Source organism: Pseudomonas sp. PSB11, from assembly GCF_014596605.1.
In the GTDB taxonomy this organism is placed as follows: Bacteria; Pseudomonadota; Gammaproteobacteria; order Pseudomonadales; family Pseudomonadaceae; genus Aquipseudomonas; species Aquipseudomonas umsongensis.
Genome location: NZ_NOIO01000001.1, coordinates 1 through 16,379 on the forward strand (window position 1 = coordinate 1; position 16,379 = coordinate 16,379).

Below are 16,379 nucleotides of genomic sequence, written 5' to 3' on the forward strand. Positions count from 1 at the left end.
TTTTCAGAAGTTTTCAAGGAAACCTTAACAACTTCAACCACTTGCGCTTCAGATCTCTCATCAGCGGGAGGCGAATTCTACAGCGTTACACGCTGCTGTCAACACCTCTTTTTCAACTCCTTGGCGCTTCGATGAACTGAAGCAACCTGCTGCCGAAAACTTCGTAACTCATTGTTTACCAAGGAGTTTTCCGTTTCGACTGCGCCGGAAGTGGGGCGAATTATAGGCTTCCAGAATCTGCCGTCAAGCATTGATTCCGCTTTTCTTTCAATAACTTGCAGCAAGCACCAAAATGCCCCGATTGAACCCTGTATAGAGGAGACAAACTCTCCTCTATATAGAAGAGCCCGTTCAGAGAACTCCTGAAGCCTTGAGTGCAGACACGGCCCCAGCATCCAGATTCAGCACCCGCTGCAAAATCTCCAGCGTATGCTCGCCCAGTAAAGGCGGTGCATACCGATACTCCACTGGCGTTTTGGACAACCGTATAGGACTGGCCACCTGAGGCACCATGCCAGCCAGCACGTGAGGCAACTCGATGGCCAACCCGCGCGCCTTGACCTGGGGATCTTCAAACATCTGCGCCAGGTCATTGATGGGGCCACACGGCACACCGGCCTGTTCCAACTGAGCAACCCATTCGGCGGTAGTCTTGAACACCGTAGCCTGACGGATCAGGGGGATCAGCACCGCCCGGTTTGCCACCCGCAATTTGTTGGTCGCAAAACGCGGATCGTCCGCCCACTGGGGCTGCCCCGCCACTTCGGCAAACTTGCGAAACTGCCCGTCATTCCCGACCGTCAGGATGAAGTCGCCATCAGCCGTAGGGAAGTCCTGATAAGGCACGATGTTCGGGTGTGCATTACCCAGGCGCTTTGGCGCATTGCCCGTTGTCAGGTAGTTCATGGCCTGATTGGCCAAACAGGCGACCTGAACATCCAGCAATGCCATATCGATATGCTGCCCACCACCATCGTGGTCTCGATGCGCAAGCGCGGCCAGGATAGCCACAGTGGAATACAGCCCGGTGAGGATATCCGTCAGTGCCACACCCACCTTGACCGGCCCCGCACCTTCTTCGCCCTCAGGTCGACCCGTCAGGCTCATCAGGCCGCCAAGGCCCTGGATCATGAAGTCATAACCTGCGCGCTTGGCGTAAGGACCGGTTTGCCCAAACCCGGTGATCGAGCAATAAATCAGATCAGGATTGATCGCTTTCAGCGACTCATAGTCCAGACCGTAGGCCGCCAGACCGCCGACCTTGAAATTCTCGATGAGGATGTCCGACTTGGCCGCCAAGTCACGCACCAGCTTCTGCCCCTCTGGACGCGTGAAGTCGATGGTGACCGATTGCTTGTTGCGGTTGGCCGACAAGTAATAGGCAGCCTCGCTGGTGTTCTCGCCATAGGCGTCCTTGAGGAACGGAGGGCCCCAGGCGCGCGTGTCATCGCCATTGCCCGGACGCTCGACCTTGATCACCTCGGCGCCAAGGTCGGCGAGGATCTGGCCGGACCATGGCCCAGCCAACACCCGCGATAAATCCAGTACCCGTAGATGTGAAAGCGCGCCCATGACGTTCTCCTATTAATAGAACGCCTGGATGCCGGTCTGTGCGCGACCGAGGATCAGCGCGTGGACGTCATGCGTACCCTCATAGGTATTCACCACTTCCAGGTTGACCAGATGACGAGCAACCCCGAACTCATCCGAGATACCGTTACCACCCAGCATGTCACGGGCCATGCGAGCGATATCCAGGGACTTGCCGCAGGAATTGCGCTTCATCATCGAGGTAATTTCAACCGCGGCAGTGCCTTCGTCCTTCATGCGACCCAGACGCAGGCAGCCTTGCAGCGCCAGGGTGATTTCGGTCTGCATGTCAGCCAGCTTCTTCTGGATCAACTGGGTAGCGGCCAATGGGCGACCGAACTGTTGACGATCCAGGGTGTATTGGCGAGCGGTGTGCCAGCAGAACTCAGCGGCGCCCAGCGCTCCCCAGGAGATGCCGTAACGGGCCGAATTCAAGCAGGTGAAAGGACCTTTCAGGCCACGGACGTCAGGGAAGATGTTTTCTTCCGGAACGAACACGTTGTCCATGACGATCTCACCGGTGATCGATGCCCGCAGGCCAACCTTGCCGTGAATCGCCGGAGCGCTAAGGCCTTTCCAGCCCTTCTCCAGAACGAAGCCGCGGATGTCGCCGGCATCGTCCTTGCCCCAAACCACGAATACGTCGGCGATTGGGCTGTTGGTGATCCACATCTTGTTGCCGGTCAGGCTATAGCCGCCTTCCACTTTCCGTGCACGGGTGATCATTGCACCCGGATCGGAGCCATGGTTTGGCTCGGTCAGGCCAAAGCAGCCGATCCACTCGCCCGACGCCAGTTTTGGCAGGTATTTCTGTTTCTGGGCTTCAGTACCGAATTCATTGATCGGCACCATTACCAACGAGGATTGCACGCTCATCATCGAGCGGTAGCCGGAGTCGACGCGCTCGACTTCACGCGCAATCAAACCGTAGCTGACGTAGTTCAGGCCGCTGCCGCCGTACTGCTCGGGAATGGTTGCGCCCAGCAGGCCCACTTCGCCCATTTCACGGAAGATCGCCGGATCGGTCTTTTCATGGCGGAAGGCTTCGAGCACACGCGGTGCGAGACTCTGCTGAGCGAACTGCGCAGCGGTGTCGCGGATCATGCGCTCTTCTTCGGTGAGCTGTTGATCCAGCAGCAGGGGATCGATCCAGTTGAAGCTAGCTTTACCGGCCATGAGTGTGTCCTCTCGAAACAGGTCAAATAACGTGGAGTGATCCTAGGCCGGGTTCGCTGTCTGGGCAAACGAGGATTTCGCATACTGTTGTGCTAATTTCTCACTCCGAGACGTCGCAAAAGCCATTTGAGGCGACGTATTAGTGAGGTTGACGTACATGCGCAGGAAAATACCCAGCACAACGGCCCTGATCAGCTTTGAGGCCGCCGCCCGCCATGAAAGCTTTACCAAGGCAGCCCAGGAGCTTTCGCTGACCCAAGGGGCAATTTGCCGACAGATCGCCAGCCTCGAGGAGTTCCTGGGCGTGGAACTGTTCCGACGCTCCCGACGCGGGGTCAAGCTGACGGAGGCGGGTCTTTCCTACAGTCGCCGAGTTGCCACCCAACTCGATGCGGTTGAGCGCGACACCTTGTCCGTGATGGGCCAACAGGGGACCAACGTCATAGAACTGGCCGTAGTTCCAACGTTCGGGACCCAGTGGCTGCTGCCCAGGCTCAAGGACTTTCAACAGAAACACCCGGAAGTAACAGTCAACCTGACCAACCGCACACGGCCGTTTCTGTTTGCCGACACCGATTTCGACGCGGCGATCTACTTCGGTGATGCGGATTGGTCGGGTACTGAATCCCACAGGCTGATGGGCGAAAATCCGATGCCCGTGTGCAGCCCCAACCTATTGGGCCAAAAAAATGCCCTGACAGCCGCTGAAATCGCCGAACTTCCCCTTCTGCAACAGACCACCCGCCCCTACGCCTGGCGCCAATGGTTCGACTCTCAGCACCTGAACGTCCCACGCGACATGACAGGGCCGCGCTACGAGCTATTCTCCATGCTGGCCCAGGCGGCGATGCACGACATGGGGATTGCACTGATCCCGCCATTTCTGATTCAGCGCGAATTGGCCGAGGCTCGCCTGGTGATCGCCAGCCCGCAGGCGCTCTCCAGCATCAAGGCCTATTACCTGATGATTCCGGAGAGAAAGGTCGAATCGGCGTCTTTGAGGGCTTTTCGGGACTGGCTGGTAAATCAGGCCCATGGCTACAGCCTAGAAGGATAAAGGCCTGCAGAACTTATCTGACCTCGTAGTCAAAAAAATGAAAACCCTACAGATATAAGTATTTGTCGCATAGAGAGAAACTGTACGAGAAAGCAGTAAAAACGTGCCACAAGCGCCTGAAGACGCGGCTTTGCGCCACTATTCCAGGTCGATTCCGCATCATTCATATGGCCGATGTGTAAATTGTTGGATTTGCGCCAAAATGCCCGAAAGGCACGGCCTAGAAGGGATTGAGCCGTTTGGTTGCGACATTCGGTCACGGGGTGACTTGTAGTTAATTTTCCGTCACCCGTCATAATCCCTTGTAAGGGCACAAAGTTCGCCTGCAAAATGCCGCGCCCCGCCTGAATTTGGCGGGGTCGTGCTGATCGGCCGCCCCAGCCGCACCATCCGTAGTGCATGGGTTTACTCAATAAGATCACGCAGGAGATTTGACGTGCACATTGGTGTTCCTCTCGAAACCCAGACCGGTGAAACACGGGTTGCTGCAACCCCCGAAACCATCAAGAAGCTGATCGGCCAGGGTCACAAGGTCACTGTACAAAGCGGCGCCGGCATCAATGCCAGTGTTGTCGACAGTGCCTATGAAGCCGCAGGCGCGGCCATTGGCAGTGCCAGCGAGGCGTTTGGTGCAGAGCTGATTTTGAAGGTGGTCGCCCCCAGCGACAGCGAGCTTGCGCTGATTAAGAGCGGCACCGTTGTGGTGGGGATGCTCAATCCGTTCAACAACGAAACCATCGCCAAGATGGCTGAGTGCGGCATTACTGCCTTTGCCTTGGAGGCTGCTCCTCGCACCTCTCGCGCACAGAGCCTGGACGTGCTGTCCTCGCAAGCCAACATCGCCGGCTATAAAGCCGTGTTGCTGGCCGCTCATCACTATCCGCGCTTCATGCCGATGCTGATGACCGCCGCGGGCACCGTGAAAGCGGCGCGGGTGCTGATTCTCGGCGCCGGTGTTGCCGGGCTGCAGGCCATCGCTACGGCCAAGCGCCTGGGTGCGGTGATCGAAGCGTCTGACGTGCGTCCGGCGGTAAAAGAACAGATCGAATCCCTGGGCGCCAAGTTCGTCGACGTACCTTACGAGACCGACGAAGAGCGCGAATGCGCCGTCGGTGTCGGCGGCTACGCTCGCCCGATGCCGGCCAGCTGGATGCAGCGCCAGGCCGTGGCCGTGCACGAACGCGCCAAACAGGCCGACATCGTCATTACCACGGCGCTGATTCCGGGTCGCAAGGCGCCGACGCTGCTCAGCGCAGAGACCGTGGCCCAGATGAAACCGGGCTCGGTGGTCATCGACCTGGCGGCTGCCCAAGGCGGTAACTGCCCGCTGACCGTGGCCGACCAGGTGGTTGTCGAGAATGGCGTAACCATCGTTGGCCCGACCAACCTGGCGGCCGCAGTCGCTGCCGACGCCTCGGCACTGTATGCACGCAACCTGCTGGACTTCATGAAACTGTTGTTCGATAAAGAAGGACAACTGGTGATCAACCTTGAAGACGATATCGTCGCCGCGTGCCTGATGTGCCGCGACGGCCAGATCGTGCGCAAGAACGGCTGAGGATAAAAACAATGGAAGACATGCTGATCTCTCACGGTATCTACAACCTGATCATCTTCGTGCTGGCCATCTATGTCGGCTACCACGTGGTCTGGAACGTGACCCCTGCACTGCACACCCCCCTGATGGCCGTGACCAACGCGATCTCGGCCATCGTCATCGTCGGCGCCATGCTGGCTGCCGCCCTCACCGTGACCCCACTGGGCAAGACCATGGGCACCCTCGCCGTGGCCCTGGCTGCGGTCAACGTGTTCGGTGGCTTCCTGGTTACCCGGCGCATGCTGGAAATGTTCAAGAAGAAAGCGGCTCCAGCAAAAGCTCCGGCAGCCAAGGCCGAAGCAATCAAGGCTGAGGTGCAGCAAGCATGAGCATGAACCTGGTTACTTCCCTGTATTTGATCGCCTCGGTCTGCTTCATCCAGGCGCTCAAGGGACTCTCGCACCCAACCACGTCGCGTCGCGGCAACCTGTTCGGCATGCTTGGCATGGGCCTGGCGATCCTCACCACGGTTGGCCTGATCTACAAGCTGGGCGCCGAGCTGGCCCACGACGGTATCGTCTACGTGATCGTCGGCCTGCTGATCGGCGGCACTGTCGGTACGATCATGGCCAAACGCGTTGAAATGACCAAGATGCCCGAACTGGTCGCCTTCATGCACAGCATGATCGGCCTGGCTGCGGTGTTCATCGCCGTGGCCGCCGTGGTCGAGCCACAGTCGCTGGGCATCGTCCAGAACCTCGGCGATGCGATTCCGGCCGGTAACCGCCTGGAGCTTTTCCTGGGCGCTGCCATCGGTGCGATCACCTTCTCCGGCTCGGTCATTGCCTTCGGTAAACTGGCGGGCAAGTACAAGTTCCGCCTGTTCCAAGGCGCGCCGGTACAGTTTGGCGGTCAGCACAAGCTGAACCTGTTGCTGGGCCTGGCCACACTGGCCCTGGGCGTGACCTTCATGCTCACCGGCGACTACACCGCTTTCGCCGTGATGCTGGCGCTGGCCTTCGTGCTTGGCGTGCTGATCATCATCCCGATCGGCGGTGCCGACATGCCGGTCGTGGTGTCCATGCTCAACAGCTACTCCGGTTGGGCGGCAGCAGGTATCGGCTTCTCGCTGAACAACTCGATGCTGATCATCGCCGGTTCGCTGGTAGGTTCGTCCGGTGCGATCCTCTCGTACATCATGTGCAAGGCGATGAACCGCTCGTTCTTCAACGTATTGCTCGGCGGTTTCGGCAACACGGCAGACGCAGGCCCTGCAGGCTCGAAAGAAGCGCGTCCGGTGAAATCCGGTTCGGCTGACGATGCAACCTTCCTGCTGACCAACGCCGACACCGTGATCATCGTTCCGGGCTACGGCCTGGCGGTAGCCCGTGCCCAGCATGCGCTGAAGGAACTGACCGAGAAGCTGACCCACCGTGGTGTGACCGTGAAGTACGCGATCCACCCGGTTGCCGGTCGTATGCCTGGCCACATGAACGTACTGCTGGCCGAGGCTGAAGTGCCTTACGACCAGGTGTTCGAGATGGACGACATCAACTCCGAGTTCGGCCAGGCCGACGTGGTGCTGGTGCTGGGCGCGAACGATGTGGTCAACCCGGCCGCGAAGAACGATCCGAAATCGCCGATTGCCGGTATGCCGATCCTCGAAGCGTTCAAGGCCAAGACCATCATCGTCAACAAGCGCTCGATGGCCAGCGGTTATGCCGGTCTGGACAACGAACTGTTCTACCTGGACAAAACCATGATGGTCTTCGGCGACGCCAAGAAAGTCATCGAAGACATGGTTAAAGCCGTCGAGTAAGACCGTTTCGCAGTACCAAAACGCCCCGACTCGTCGGGGCGTTTTTGTTTGCGATAATCAATGGCCAAACCGTCGCGTTGTTACCGAAACGGTAACGGTGTTTTGTCTGAAAGCACCGGAATAGACACCTCGTTTGCGACCTTGGTAGCGGGACACAGCGCCGTGAAATTCACTAGACTGCATGTCCTGCTACCCGTTGCCCGAGATAACAATCCATGTACCGTGACCGTATTCGCCTGCCTTCGTTGTTGGATAAAGTGATGAGCGCCGCCGAGGCTGCCGCTCTGATTGAGGACGGCATGACCGTCGGCATGAGCGGCTTCACCCGCGCCGGCGAAGCCAAGGCCGTGCCCCACGCACTGGCCGAACGGGCCAAAGTCACCCCGCTGAAGATCAGCCTGATGACCGGCGCCAGCCTGGGCAACGACCTCGACAAACAGCTCACCGAAGCTGGCGTATTGTCACGACGCATGCCGTTCCAGGTGGACAGCACCTTGCGCAAGGCGATCAACGCTGGCGATGTGATGTTCATTGACCAGCACCTTTCGGAAACCGTCGAGCAACTGCGCAACCAGCAACTGAAGCTGCCGGACATCGCGGTGATCGAAGCCGTGGCCATTACCGAGCAAGGCCATATCGTGCCGACCACTTCCGTGGGGAACTCGGCCAGCTTCGCGATTTTCGCCAAGCACGTGATCGTCGAGATCAATCTGGCGCACAACCCCAACCTCGAAGGTCTGCACGACATCTATATACCGACCTATCGTCCGACCCGTACGCCGATTCCCTTGGTCAAGGTCGACGATCGCATTGGCAGCACCGCCATCCCGATTCCACCGGAAAAGATCGTCGCGATCGTGGTCACCAATCAGTCTGACTCACCGTCCACCGTGCTGCCCCCGGACGTGGATACCCAGGCGATCGCCGATCATCTGATCGACTTCTTCAAGCAAGAGGTCGACGCGGGACGCATGACCAACAAGCTCGGCCCACTGCAAGCCGGGATCGGCACCATCGCCAACTCAGTGATGTGTGGTTTGATCGATTCGCCATTCGAAGACCTGACCATGTACTCCGAGGTGCTTCAGGACTCGACGTTCGACTTGATCGATGCCGGCAAGCTGAGTTTTGCCTCTGGCAGTTCGATCACCTTGTCGAGCCGCCGCAACGCTGACGTATTCGGCAACCTGGAGCGTTATAAGGACAAGCTGGTGCTGCGACCTCAGGAAATCTCCAACCACCCGGAAGTGGTCCGCCGTCTCGGCATCATCGGCATCAACACCGCCCTTGAATTCGATATCTATGGCAACGTCAACTCCACCCATGTCTGCGGCACGCGGATGATGAACGGCATTGGCGGCTCGGGCGACTTCGCGCGTAATGCGCACCTGGCGATTTTCGTCACCAAGTCGATCGCCAAGGGCGGGGCGATTTCCAGCGTGGTGCCGATGGTCAGCCACGTTGACCATACCGAACATGATGTCGACATCCTCGTCACCGAAGTCGGCCTGGCGGACCTGCGCGGCCTGGCACCCCGGGAGCGGGCACGCGTCATCATCGACAACTGCGTACACCCGGATTATCGCGAGGCACTGAACGACTACTTCACGGCTGCCTGCGCCATCGGCGGACACACGCCCCATATCCTGCGCGATGCACTGAGCTGGCACATGAACCTGGAAGAAACCGGGAGAATGATCACTGTTTGATTGATACAGATGGCAGCTGACGCAAACACAGTTTCGTCAGCTCGCTGTTGCTACTTCAAAATCTGACAAAAACTGTACTGCTGTACCGGTCATTTCCTACCGAATTTTCCTACCTCTCTCATGAAAATCAGCAAAATCGCACCATAATGGCGCAGACAGGTACAGTTGCCTCATTTTCGACCAGTACACCCCCTATAAACAGTTAACTGAGCTCTCACAATACAGGTGAACTGTATCTACAGAGGCTAGGCAAACAAGAGGATCATGGGCACCAGTTAAGCCACTACCTAATCCCGCCACAAGCGGAAGGATGAAAACCATGGAACGTACACTCAGTTCCGATCTGTTCTTCGAAGACACTGCTGCAAAAACCCAGGCTTCCATGCCTTTGCGCGTTATCGCCAACCTGATGCTGTGGCAGCGCCGCATCTCCAGCCGCCACCAACTGGCTCGCCTGGATTCGCGTCTGCTGGCTGACGCCGGGATTAGCGAAGCACAACGCTATGAAGAGCTGAGCAAGCCGTTCTGGCGCTAAGTTAGCGTCGCTGGCTCTGACCCGCAGGGTCCACCGCCAGCAACCCGAATTGCACAAACAAAGCCCGTCGTGGGATTCCACGACGGGCTTTGTCGTTTCAGGTGATATCAATGCGCAAACAGGTACAGTTTTCGTATTTGAAGATTAGACCGATACAGCTTGCAATCGACGATCAACCGCTCGAACCGATTTTTAGCAACCTTTTCTCTTATAGGCTGTTCGAAACGACCTGCTAAGGCCTAATATCAAATCAGAACGTGGCGCCACCCCCGAGTGCCTGGTGTCTGAATCACCAGACACTGCATCACCTTTATCGTCTTATCCAAAGGAGTTACACCATGTCCCGTCTTCGTCTGCTCAGCGCTGCAGCCCTGCTTGCCGTCGCGGCCAATGCCCACGCCACCAGCTTCATCGTGACCACCGATGCCGTCGTCAATGCACTCAAGGCCACCTCCGACGCAACCTCCGATGTCACGTCCTCGTTCAAGGATGACAAAATCGTGCTCGCGGCCCGTGACGACGCCGCCAGCTTCGTCGCCAGCGAAGGCAGCATCCGCGGGGTGAAACTGGAAAGCGCACTTGACCACATTCGTCATCAGGCTCCACAGCTGAACGCAACAGACGCACAGTTGGCCCAGGCAATCCTGACCATCTAAGCGTTTACCTGATGTGGGACACGGGTGACGTGTCCCAATGTTTCAGCACTGGCTCTAGCCCGGGCCGTGCGCTAGCCTTGGGACTCACTTTCAACTATCGAGTCTCATGCGTTTTCTTCCAAACCTGCTGATTGCTCCAGTATTACTAGCGGCCAGTTACTCGGGGGTTGTCCATGCCTTCGACGCGTTCAACCTGTCTACCCAGGGCGTTGTGGCCAGCAGTTATGCTTCAAGCCTGGTGACCTCCGCCCCCTTCGACCATAAACTGCTCGCCGCCCGGGATGATGCCGCGGTATTCATCGCCAGTGATGGTCGAATGAGAGGCGCACGACTGGAGTCGGCCTTGGATTACCTGCGCCAGGCCCAGCCAAAACTTCATGCCAGTGACCTTGAACTGGCACAAGCAATTCTCGTCCAATAGTTATCCCATGTTTCTCCGGAGTCGTTCCATGCGTAACCCGCTGATTGTCGCCACCCTTGGCCTATTGTTGTTGGCTGATGTGGCCCAGGCCCAAACCCTGGTTGCCACCAGCAACATCCTTATTCGTGCCACCCAGCGCACACTGGATTTCACTTCCGACACCACGACGTCGATCCGCGACTCTAAAATCGTCCGTGAAGCCCAGGACGATGCCGCCAGTTTCGTCGCCAGCAACGGCGATATTCGTGGTGCACATCTGGAATCTGCTCTCAATTTGTTGCGCACTCGCGTTCCTGAAGCCCGCGATGCCAGTGATCAGGATCTCGCCGAAGCCATCCTCGCACTGTGAGGTCTCCAGCTTCCTGGCTGTTGGCCGGGGCCCTGCTGCTGTTTGGCAGCACGGCCCACGCCGACCTCGAACTACACCTCAAGACCGAAGGCCTTAGCCCCGCGCAACAGCGGGCCAGCCAGGCTTTGCTTGATGAAGCCATGCAGGCATTGCCGCCACGGTTCGTCGAGCAGCTTGACCGGCGTATCGACGTCGGCTGGACCGATAACATGCGCAGCGATGCCTACGGTCAGGCGTCGCTGGTTTCCGAACTCGATCTGAATCGCAATTTGTTGGCGAGCCTCACCGATGGCAGCGCCGCCACCAAGAAAACCTATCGCCCCCATGGCACTGTACGCCGGGAAATGCTCGCCACGGTGCTGCATGAGCTGACCCATATTTATGATCGCTCGCGCCTTTGGCCAAACGCGGAACGCACGCTGATCCAGCGCTGCACCCAACGCAGCGGCAGTTCAGGGCTGATCGGCATTCCCGATCAATGCCGTGGGCAGTCCGATAGGCGCTTTACTTTCAGCGATGATCCGCGCCTGCTCGACCTTGCCGGCTGGCAACAGTACGTTGGCCGTCGGGGCGAGCGCGAACAACACAACCGCCAGATCGCCCGCAGCCCGGATATCTACGAGACCAGCAGCCCCAAGGAATTCGTCGCGGTCAACATGGAGTATTTCCTCCTCGACCCGAGCTACGCCTGTCGTCGCCCTGCGCTGTACCGCTACTACAAGGAGCGTTTCGGCTGGGCACCGGCGGCCAAGAACGATTGCGGCAAGACCTTCGCCTTCCTCAACGCCGGCAATGACTTTGCCAAGACGCCTTTGGGCCAGGTCGATCCGGAGCGGGTCTACTCCGTCGATTATCTACTGGCAGAGGCCAATCAGAACTGGGTCAGCCGTTGGGGCCACAGCATGTTGCGCCTGGTGATCTGTGCACCCGGACGGCCACGCGGGCCGGATTGTCGCCTCGACCTGGACCAGCACCTGGTGTTGTCCTACCGTGCGTTCGTGGGCGACGTGCAGCTATCGAGCTGGGATGGACTGGTGGGTAAATACCCCTCACGCCTGTTCGTGTTGCCGCTGGCCCAGGTGATCGACGAGTACACCAAGACCGAGCTGCGCAGCCTCGCCTCCGTGCCGCTGAAGCTGTCACGTGACGAGATTGAAAACGTGGTGGAGCGTGCCGCAGAGATGCACTGGAGTTATGACGGCAACTACTTCTTCCTGTCGAACAACTGCGCTGTCGAAGAGCTGAAGTTATTGCGGGGCGGCACCAACAACTCAAAACTGGTTGCCCTGGACAACATCATGCCCAATGGTTTGCTGGAGGTGCTCAAGGGGCGCGGGCTGGCGGATACCAGCGTGCTGGACGATCCACGTGAGGCGCTTCGCCTGGGCTATCGCTTTGACTCTTTCCGCGATCGCTATCAAGCAATGTTCGAGGTATTGAGAAAACAGCTACCGATCAAACAGGAGAAGGTCGAAGACTGGCTGTCCCTGACCGCCGCACAACGCCGCCAATGGTTCGATCAGGCAGATTTGCGCACCAGCGCGGCATTGCTCTTGCTGGAACAGGCAAGCTATCGCCAGCAGTTGCTACTGGCCCAGGACGAGGTCAAACAACGTTATCTGGGTGCCCGTGAGCTGAAAAACGGTGGAATGGACAAAGCCAACGCGACACTGAGGCAAATTCTCGATAACAGCGGTTTCCTCAGTCGTCCGGCGGAATTACTCGGCAGCGGCGGGTATGGTCTGCCACAACCTGCTGAATGGCAACGCCTGGAATCGGAGACCAGCCTGCGGCAGAAGCAGCTTCAGGCACTGACCGGGGATCTGGACAAGGAAGTCCGGGCCCTGCTCGATCCAGACCGCGCAGCCGAAATGGCGGCCAACGAAGCCAACGTGAAACAGATCGGGGAGCATCTGCGTAAATTGCACAAGGCAGCAGGTGGTCTTCAATTGCCTTGAGGCTAAAAAAGCAAAAGGGCTTCAGAACAGGGTCCTGAAGCCCTCGGTCTTGCTGATCAAACTGTGACGAGAGGGTCTGATTCCTCTGTATGGCAACTGTTCGGTTAGCTGACGCGGGCCTTACGCACGCCATCGGCCAATGCCGAGCACAGGCTCAGCACACCATCGATCGCCTGTTCCGGCGTCGTGGCATTGGCGATGTGATCGATCAATGCCGAACCCACCACCACACCATCCGCCAGGCGCGCGATGGACGCCGCTTGCTCTGGCGTGCGAATGCCGAAACCGATGCTGATCGGCAGATCGGTGTGACGGCGCAGGCGAGTGACCGCTTCTTCGACGTGTTCCAGGGTTGCTGCGCCAGCACCGGTCACACCGGCCACCGATACGTAGTAAACAAACCCGGAGCTGCCATTAAGGACTGTTGGCAGACGCACATCGTCAGTGGTCGGGGTAGTCAGGCGAATGAAATCGAGACCGGCGGCCTGGGCCGGGTCGCACAATTCACCGTTATGCTCGGGCGGCATGTCCACCACGATCAGGCCATCGACACCGGCCTCTTTTGCATCGGTGATGAAACGCGGTACACCGTACTTGTGGATCGGGTTGAAGTACCCCATCAGCACGAGTGGCGTCTCGTTGTTGTCCTTGCGGAACTCACGCACCATTTGCAGGGTTTTCGCCAGGTTCTGCTTGGCTGCCAGCGCGCGAATGTTGGCGAGCTGGATCGCCGGGCCGTCGGCCATCGGATCGGTGAAAGGCATGCCCAATTCGATCACGTCGGCGCCAGCGGCTGGCAAACCCTTGAGGATCGCCAGGGAGGTGTCGTATTCCGGGTCGCCGGCGGTGACGAAGGTCACCAGGGCGGCGCGGTTCTGTTCCTTGAGTTCGGCAAAACGCGTTTGCAGGCGGCTCATCAGTGTTTCTCCTGCTTGGATTGCTCGTGTTGAGAGTGTTCCATGTGGTGCATCACGGTCTGCATGTCTTTGTCCCCGCGGCCCGACAGGTTGACCACCATCAGGTGATCCTTCGGCAGCGTTGGCGCGCGCTTGAACACTTCAGCCAGGGCATGGGCGCTTTCCAGGGCAGGAATGATCCCTTCCAGACGGCAGCACTGGTGGAATGCAGCGAGCGCTTCGTCGTCGGTCACCGAGGTGTACTGGACACGGCCGATGTCATGCAACCAGGCGTGTTCCGGGCCGATGCCCGGGTAGTCCAGGCCAGCGGAGATCGAGTGGGCGTCGATGATCTGGCCATCGTCGTCCTGCAGCAGGAAGGTCCGGTTGCCGTGCAGCACACCCGGTACGCCGCCGTTCAGGCTGGCCGCGTGCTTGCCGGTCTCGATGCCGTGGCCAGCCGCTTCCACGCCGATGATCTCCACGCTCTTGTCATCCAGGAACGGGTGGAACAGGCCCATGGCATTGGAACCACCACCGATGCACGCCACCAGGCTGTCCGGCAGGCGGCCTTCCTGGGCTTGCAGCTGGTCACGGGTTTCCTTGCCGATTACGGCCTGGAAGTCGCGGACCATTGCCGGGTAAGGGTGTGGACCGGCCACGGTGCCGATCAGGTAGAAGGTGTTGTCGACGTTGGTCACCCAGTCGCGCAGGGCTTCGTTCATCGCATCCTTCAGGGTGCCGGTGCCGGCCACGACCGGAATCACTTCAGCGCCCAACAGCTTCATGCGGAACACGTTGGCCTGCTGGCGTTCGATGTCGGTGGTGCCCATGTAGATCACGCAGTCCAGGCCAAAACGCGCAGCCACGGTCGCGGTCGCCACCCCGTGCATGCCAGCGCCGGTTTCGGCAATGATACGTTTCTTGCCCATGCGTCGCGCCAACAGGATCTGGCCGATGCAGTTGTTGATCTTGTGCGCGCCAGTGTGGTTCAGCTCTTCGCGCTTGAGGTAAATCTTCGCGCCGCCACAGAATTCGGTCAGACGTTCGGCGAAATAGAGCGGGCTCGGACGACCGACGTAGTCACGCTGGAAGTACGCCAACTCTTCCTTGAATGCCGGATCTTCCTTGGCCGCTTCGTATTCGCGGGCCAGGTCAAGGATCAGTGGCATCAGGGTTTCAGCGACGTAACGGCCGCCAAACGCGCCGAACAGGCCGTTGGCGTCAGGGCCGTTGCGCAGATTAGTCTGGGTCATGGAGCGCTCCAATTGAATGCGTGATATGACAATGGGCTTAACTCTACCCCTGACGCCAGCCTCTGAAAACCGATAAGATCGCCACAACCTGTCAGGAAAACTCACAGATATCATGAGCCACGATCTGCCACCACTGAACGCCTTGCGCGCCTTCGAAGCCACTGCGCGCTTGAACAGCGTCAGCCAGGCCGCCGAGCAGCTGCATGTCACCCACGGTGCTGTCAGTCGCCAACTGAAGGTGCTTGAAGAACACCTCGGGGTGAGCCTGTTCACCAAGGAAGGTCGTGGCCTGAAACTCACAGATGCCGGCATGCGATTACGCGATGCCAGTACCGACGCCTTCGAACGCCTGCGCACGGTGTGCGCCGAGCTCACGCAAAGCACTGCCGATGCACCGTTCGTCCTGGGCTGCTCAGGAAGCCTGTTGGCCCGCTGGTTCATACCGCGCCTGGGACGACTGAACGCTGATCTGCCTGATTTGCGCCTGCACCTGTCAGCCGGCGAAGGCGATCTCGATCCCCGTCGCCCCGGCCTGGATGCCCTGCTCGTATTTGCCGAACCGCCCTGGCCTGCAGATATGCAGGTGTTCGAACTGGCCAGCGAACGGATCGGCCCGGTCATGAGCCCACGGTTCGCCGGTTATGAGCACCTGGAAACAGCGCCGGCTGCAGCGCTGCTCACTGAATCCTTGCTGCATACCACTTCGCGACCGCAAGCCTGGCCCAGTTGGGCGCAGCAAAGCGGCCTCGACGCCAAAGCGTTGAAGTACGGGCAAGGTTTCGAGCATTTGTATTATTTACTGGAAGCGGCCGTAGCCGGTCTGGGTGTTGCGATTGCTCCCGAGCCGCTGGTGGCCGAGGACGTGAAGGCAGGTCGCCTGGTCGCCCCTTGGGGATTTTGCGAAACACCCGCTTATCTGGCCCTGTGGCTACCCAAGCGCGCCGCGGACGGGCGCGCCAGGCAACTGGCGCAATGGCTCAAGGCTGAGCTGCGCCAGACAGATCATTCCCCGCGTTTAAACAGCAAATAGGCCGCCAACAGGCCCAGCGCACCAACGGCAACACCAGCAGTCGTCCAAGGGTGTTCCTGTGCGTAATCCCGAGTGGCAATTCCGGTTTCACGGGTTTTGACCTTGACCTCTTCGTAGGCATCCGAGAGCAGATGGCGTGAATGCCTCAGAGCGTTCTCGGCATTGCCTTTAAGCACCTTGAGGGTTTTACGCGACTCGTCCGAGGCGTCGTCCTTCAGGCTTTCCAAGGATTTGAGCAGACTCTCGATCTCCGCTTCCATGCTTTGCAATGAGGCTTTACGTAACGAGCTGTTGGCCATGGTGGCTCTCCTGCATTGTTGATGAGTGGCGTGTGTTGGTTGGGACTTCAGGGACTCGAGAAAGTGCAGTAAATGTGAGTATCGATGTCAC

The 16,379-nt window shown here is 58.9% G+C and carries 16 protein-coding genes; 11 read left to right on the forward strand and 5 right to left on the reverse strand.

The features are described from left to right. Positions 1–351: 351 nt before the first annotated feature. Positions 352–1,572 (reverse strand): CaiB/BaiF CoA transferase family protein, encoded by a 1,221-nt coding sequence (locus tag CGA21_RS00005; protein WP_110748581.1) that lies wholly within the window; start codon positions 1,570–1,572, stop codon positions 352–354. A gap of 12 nt (positions 1,573–1,584) precedes the next feature. Beyond that, positions 1,585–2,766: an acyl-CoA dehydrogenase gene (locus tag CGA21_RS00010; protein ID WP_110748578.1), complete on the reverse strand. Its 1,182-nt coding sequence runs from the start codon at positions 2,764–2,766 to the stop codon at positions 1,585–1,587. Positions 2,767–2,923: 157 nt separating this feature from the next. Between CGA21_RS00010 and CGA21_RS00015 the strand changes: the two genes are divergently transcribed. The 10 genes from CGA21_RS00015 to CGA21_RS00060 all read left to right on the forward strand — a co-directional run bounded on the left by CGA21_RS00015 (position 2,924) and on the right by CGA21_RS00060 (position 12,807). Further along, a complete protein-coding gene (locus CGA21_RS00015; RefSeq protein WP_188263284.1) occupies positions 2,924–3,823 on the forward strand; it encodes a LysR family transcriptional regulator in 900 nt (299 codons plus the stop codon). Positions 3,824–4,259: 436 nt separating this feature from the next. Beyond that, positions 4,260–5,381 carry a Re/Si-specific NAD(P)(+) transhydrogenase subunit alpha gene (locus CGA21_RS00020; protein ID WP_110748572.1) on the forward strand — a complete coding sequence of 374 codons (1,122 nt, stop codon included), beginning with the start codon at positions 4,260–4,262 and terminating at the stop codon, positions 5,379–5,381. An 11-nt stretch (positions 5,382–5,392) separates the two neighbouring features. Next, complete coding sequence (locus CGA21_RS00025) at positions 5,393–5,749, forward strand: NAD(P) transhydrogenase subunit alpha (protein WP_008064823.1); 357 nt, start codon at positions 5,393–5,395, stop codon at positions 5,747–5,749. After that, positions 5,746–7,179, forward strand: a complete 1,434-nt coding sequence (locus CGA21_RS00030; RefSeq protein WP_083349961.1) for an NAD(P)(+) transhydrogenase (Re/Si-specific) subunit beta — start codon at positions 5,746–5,748, stop codon at positions 7,177–7,179. Before CGA21_RS00025 ends, CGA21_RS00030 begins: the two co-directional genes overlap by 4 nt. A gap of 215 nt (positions 7,180–7,394) precedes the next feature. Further along, the gene (locus CGA21_RS00035; RefSeq protein WP_188263285.1) at positions 7,395–8,888 is read left to right on the forward strand and encodes an acetyl-CoA hydrolase/transferase family protein; all 1,494 of its coding nucleotides are present in this window, start codon (positions 7,395–7,397) and stop codon (positions 8,886–8,888) included. Between the two features lie 319 nt (positions 8,889–9,207). Next, positions 9,208–9,423, forward strand: coding sequence for a DUF1127 domain-containing protein (locus CGA21_RS00040; RefSeq protein WP_007947887.1), 216 nt, complete (start codon positions 9,208–9,210; stop codon positions 9,421–9,423). Between the two features lie 338 nt (positions 9,424–9,761). Next, entirely contained in the window at positions 9,762–10,079 is a 318-nt protein-coding gene (locus CGA21_RS00045) for a DUF2388 domain-containing protein (RefSeq protein WP_110748568.1), read from the forward strand. A 106-nt stretch (positions 10,080–10,185) separates the two neighbouring features. After that, a complete protein-coding gene (locus CGA21_RS00050; protein WP_188263286.1) occupies positions 10,186–10,500 on the forward strand; it encodes a DUF2388 domain-containing protein in 315 nt (104 codons plus the stop codon). A gap of 28 nt (positions 10,501–10,528) precedes the next feature. Then, positions 10,529–10,849: a DUF2388 domain-containing protein gene (locus CGA21_RS00055; protein WP_020798084.1), complete on the forward strand. Its 321-nt coding sequence runs from the start codon at positions 10,529–10,531 to the stop codon at positions 10,847–10,849. Beyond that, complete coding sequence (locus CGA21_RS00060; RefSeq protein WP_188263287.1) at positions 10,846–12,807, forward strand: DUF4105 domain-containing protein; 1,962 nt, start codon at positions 10,846–10,848, stop codon at positions 12,805–12,807. Before CGA21_RS00055 ends, CGA21_RS00060 begins: the two co-directional genes overlap by 4 nt. 104 nt (positions 12,808–12,911) lie before the next feature. Here the strand turns inward: CGA21_RS00060 and trpA are convergent, their stop codons facing one another. Beyond that, positions 12,912–13,724 (reverse strand): tryptophan synthase subunit alpha, encoded by an 813-nt coding sequence (gene trpA / locus CGA21_RS00065; RefSeq protein ID WP_188263288.1) that lies wholly within the window; start codon positions 13,722–13,724, stop codon positions 12,912–12,914. Next, on the reverse strand, positions 13,724–14,959 hold the full coding sequence (gene trpB / locus CGA21_RS00070) for a tryptophan synthase subunit beta (protein WP_188263289.1): 1,236 nt from the start codon (positions 14,957–14,959) through the stop codon (positions 13,724–13,726). The genes trpA and trpB overlap by 1 nt, the downstream gene beginning before the upstream one ends. Before the next feature lie 112 nt (positions 14,960–15,071). Between trpB and CGA21_RS00075 the strand changes: the two genes are divergently transcribed. Continuing rightward, positions 15,072–15,989 carry a LysR family transcriptional regulator gene (locus tag CGA21_RS00075; protein ID WP_188263290.1) on the forward strand — a complete coding sequence of 306 codons (918 nt, stop codon included), beginning with the start codon at positions 15,072–15,074 and terminating at the stop codon, positions 15,987–15,989. On the opposite strand, the gene CGA21_RS00080 is transcribed toward CGA21_RS00075, so the two are convergent. Continuing rightward, positions 15,962–16,288: a YqjD family protein gene (locus tag CGA21_RS00080; RefSeq protein ID WP_020798079.1), complete on the reverse strand. Its 327-nt coding sequence runs from the start codon at positions 16,286–16,288 to the stop codon at positions 15,962–15,964. The genes CGA21_RS00075 and CGA21_RS00080 overlap by 28 nt on opposite strands. Between the last annotated feature and the right edge of the window lie 91 nt (positions 16,289–16,379).

Coding starts and splice junctions, on each gene's coding strand:
- CGA21_RS00005 (WP_110748581.1), bottom strand. CDS start 1,572: ATGGGCGCGCTTTCACATCTACGGGTACTGGATTTATCGCGGGTGTTG.
- CGA21_RS00010 (WP_110748578.1), bottom strand. CDS start 2,766: ATGGCCGGTAAAGCTAGCTTCAACTGGATCGATCCCCTGCTGCTGGAT.
- CGA21_RS00015 (WP_188263284.1), top strand. CDS start 2,924: ATGCGCAGGAAAATACCCAGCACAACGGCCCTGATCAGCTTTGAGGCC.
- CGA21_RS00025 (WP_008064823.1), top strand. CDS start 5,393: ATGGAAGACATGCTGATCTCTCACGGTATCTACAACCTGATCATCTTC.
- CGA21_RS00030 (WP_083349961.1), top strand. CDS start 5,746: ATGAGCATGAACCTGGTTACTTCCCTGTATTTGATCGCCTCGGTCTGC.
- CGA21_RS00035 (WP_188263285.1), top strand. CDS start 7,395: ATGTACCGTGACCGTATTCGCCTGCCTTCGTTGTTGGATAAAGTGATG.
- CGA21_RS00040 (WP_007947887.1), top strand. CDS start 9,208: ATGGAACGTACACTCAGTTCCGATCTGTTCTTCGAAGACACTGCTGCA.
- CGA21_RS00045 (WP_110748568.1), top strand. CDS start 9,762: ATGTCCCGTCTTCGTCTGCTCAGCGCTGCAGCCCTGCTTGCCGTCGCG.
- CGA21_RS00050 (WP_188263286.1), top strand. CDS start 10,186: ATGCGTTTTCTTCCAAACCTGCTGATTGCTCCAGTATTACTAGCGGCC.
- CGA21_RS00055 (WP_020798084.1), top strand. CDS start 10,529: ATGCGTAACCCGCTGATTGTCGCCACCCTTGGCCTATTGTTGTTGGCT.
- trpA (WP_188263288.1), bottom strand. CDS start 13,724: ATGAGCCGCCTGCAAACGCGTTTTGCCGAACTCAAGGAACAGAACCGC.
- trpB (WP_188263289.1), bottom strand. CDS start 14,959: ATGACCCAGACTAATCTGCGCAACGGCCCTGACGCCAACGGCCTGTTC.
- CGA21_RS00075 (WP_188263290.1), top strand. CDS start 15,072: ATGAGCCACGATCTGCCACCACTGAACGCCTTGCGCGCCTTCGAAGCC.
- CGA21_RS00080 (WP_020798079.1), bottom strand. CDS start 16,288: ATGGCCAACAGCTCGTTACGTAAAGCCTCATTGCAAAGCATGGAAGCG.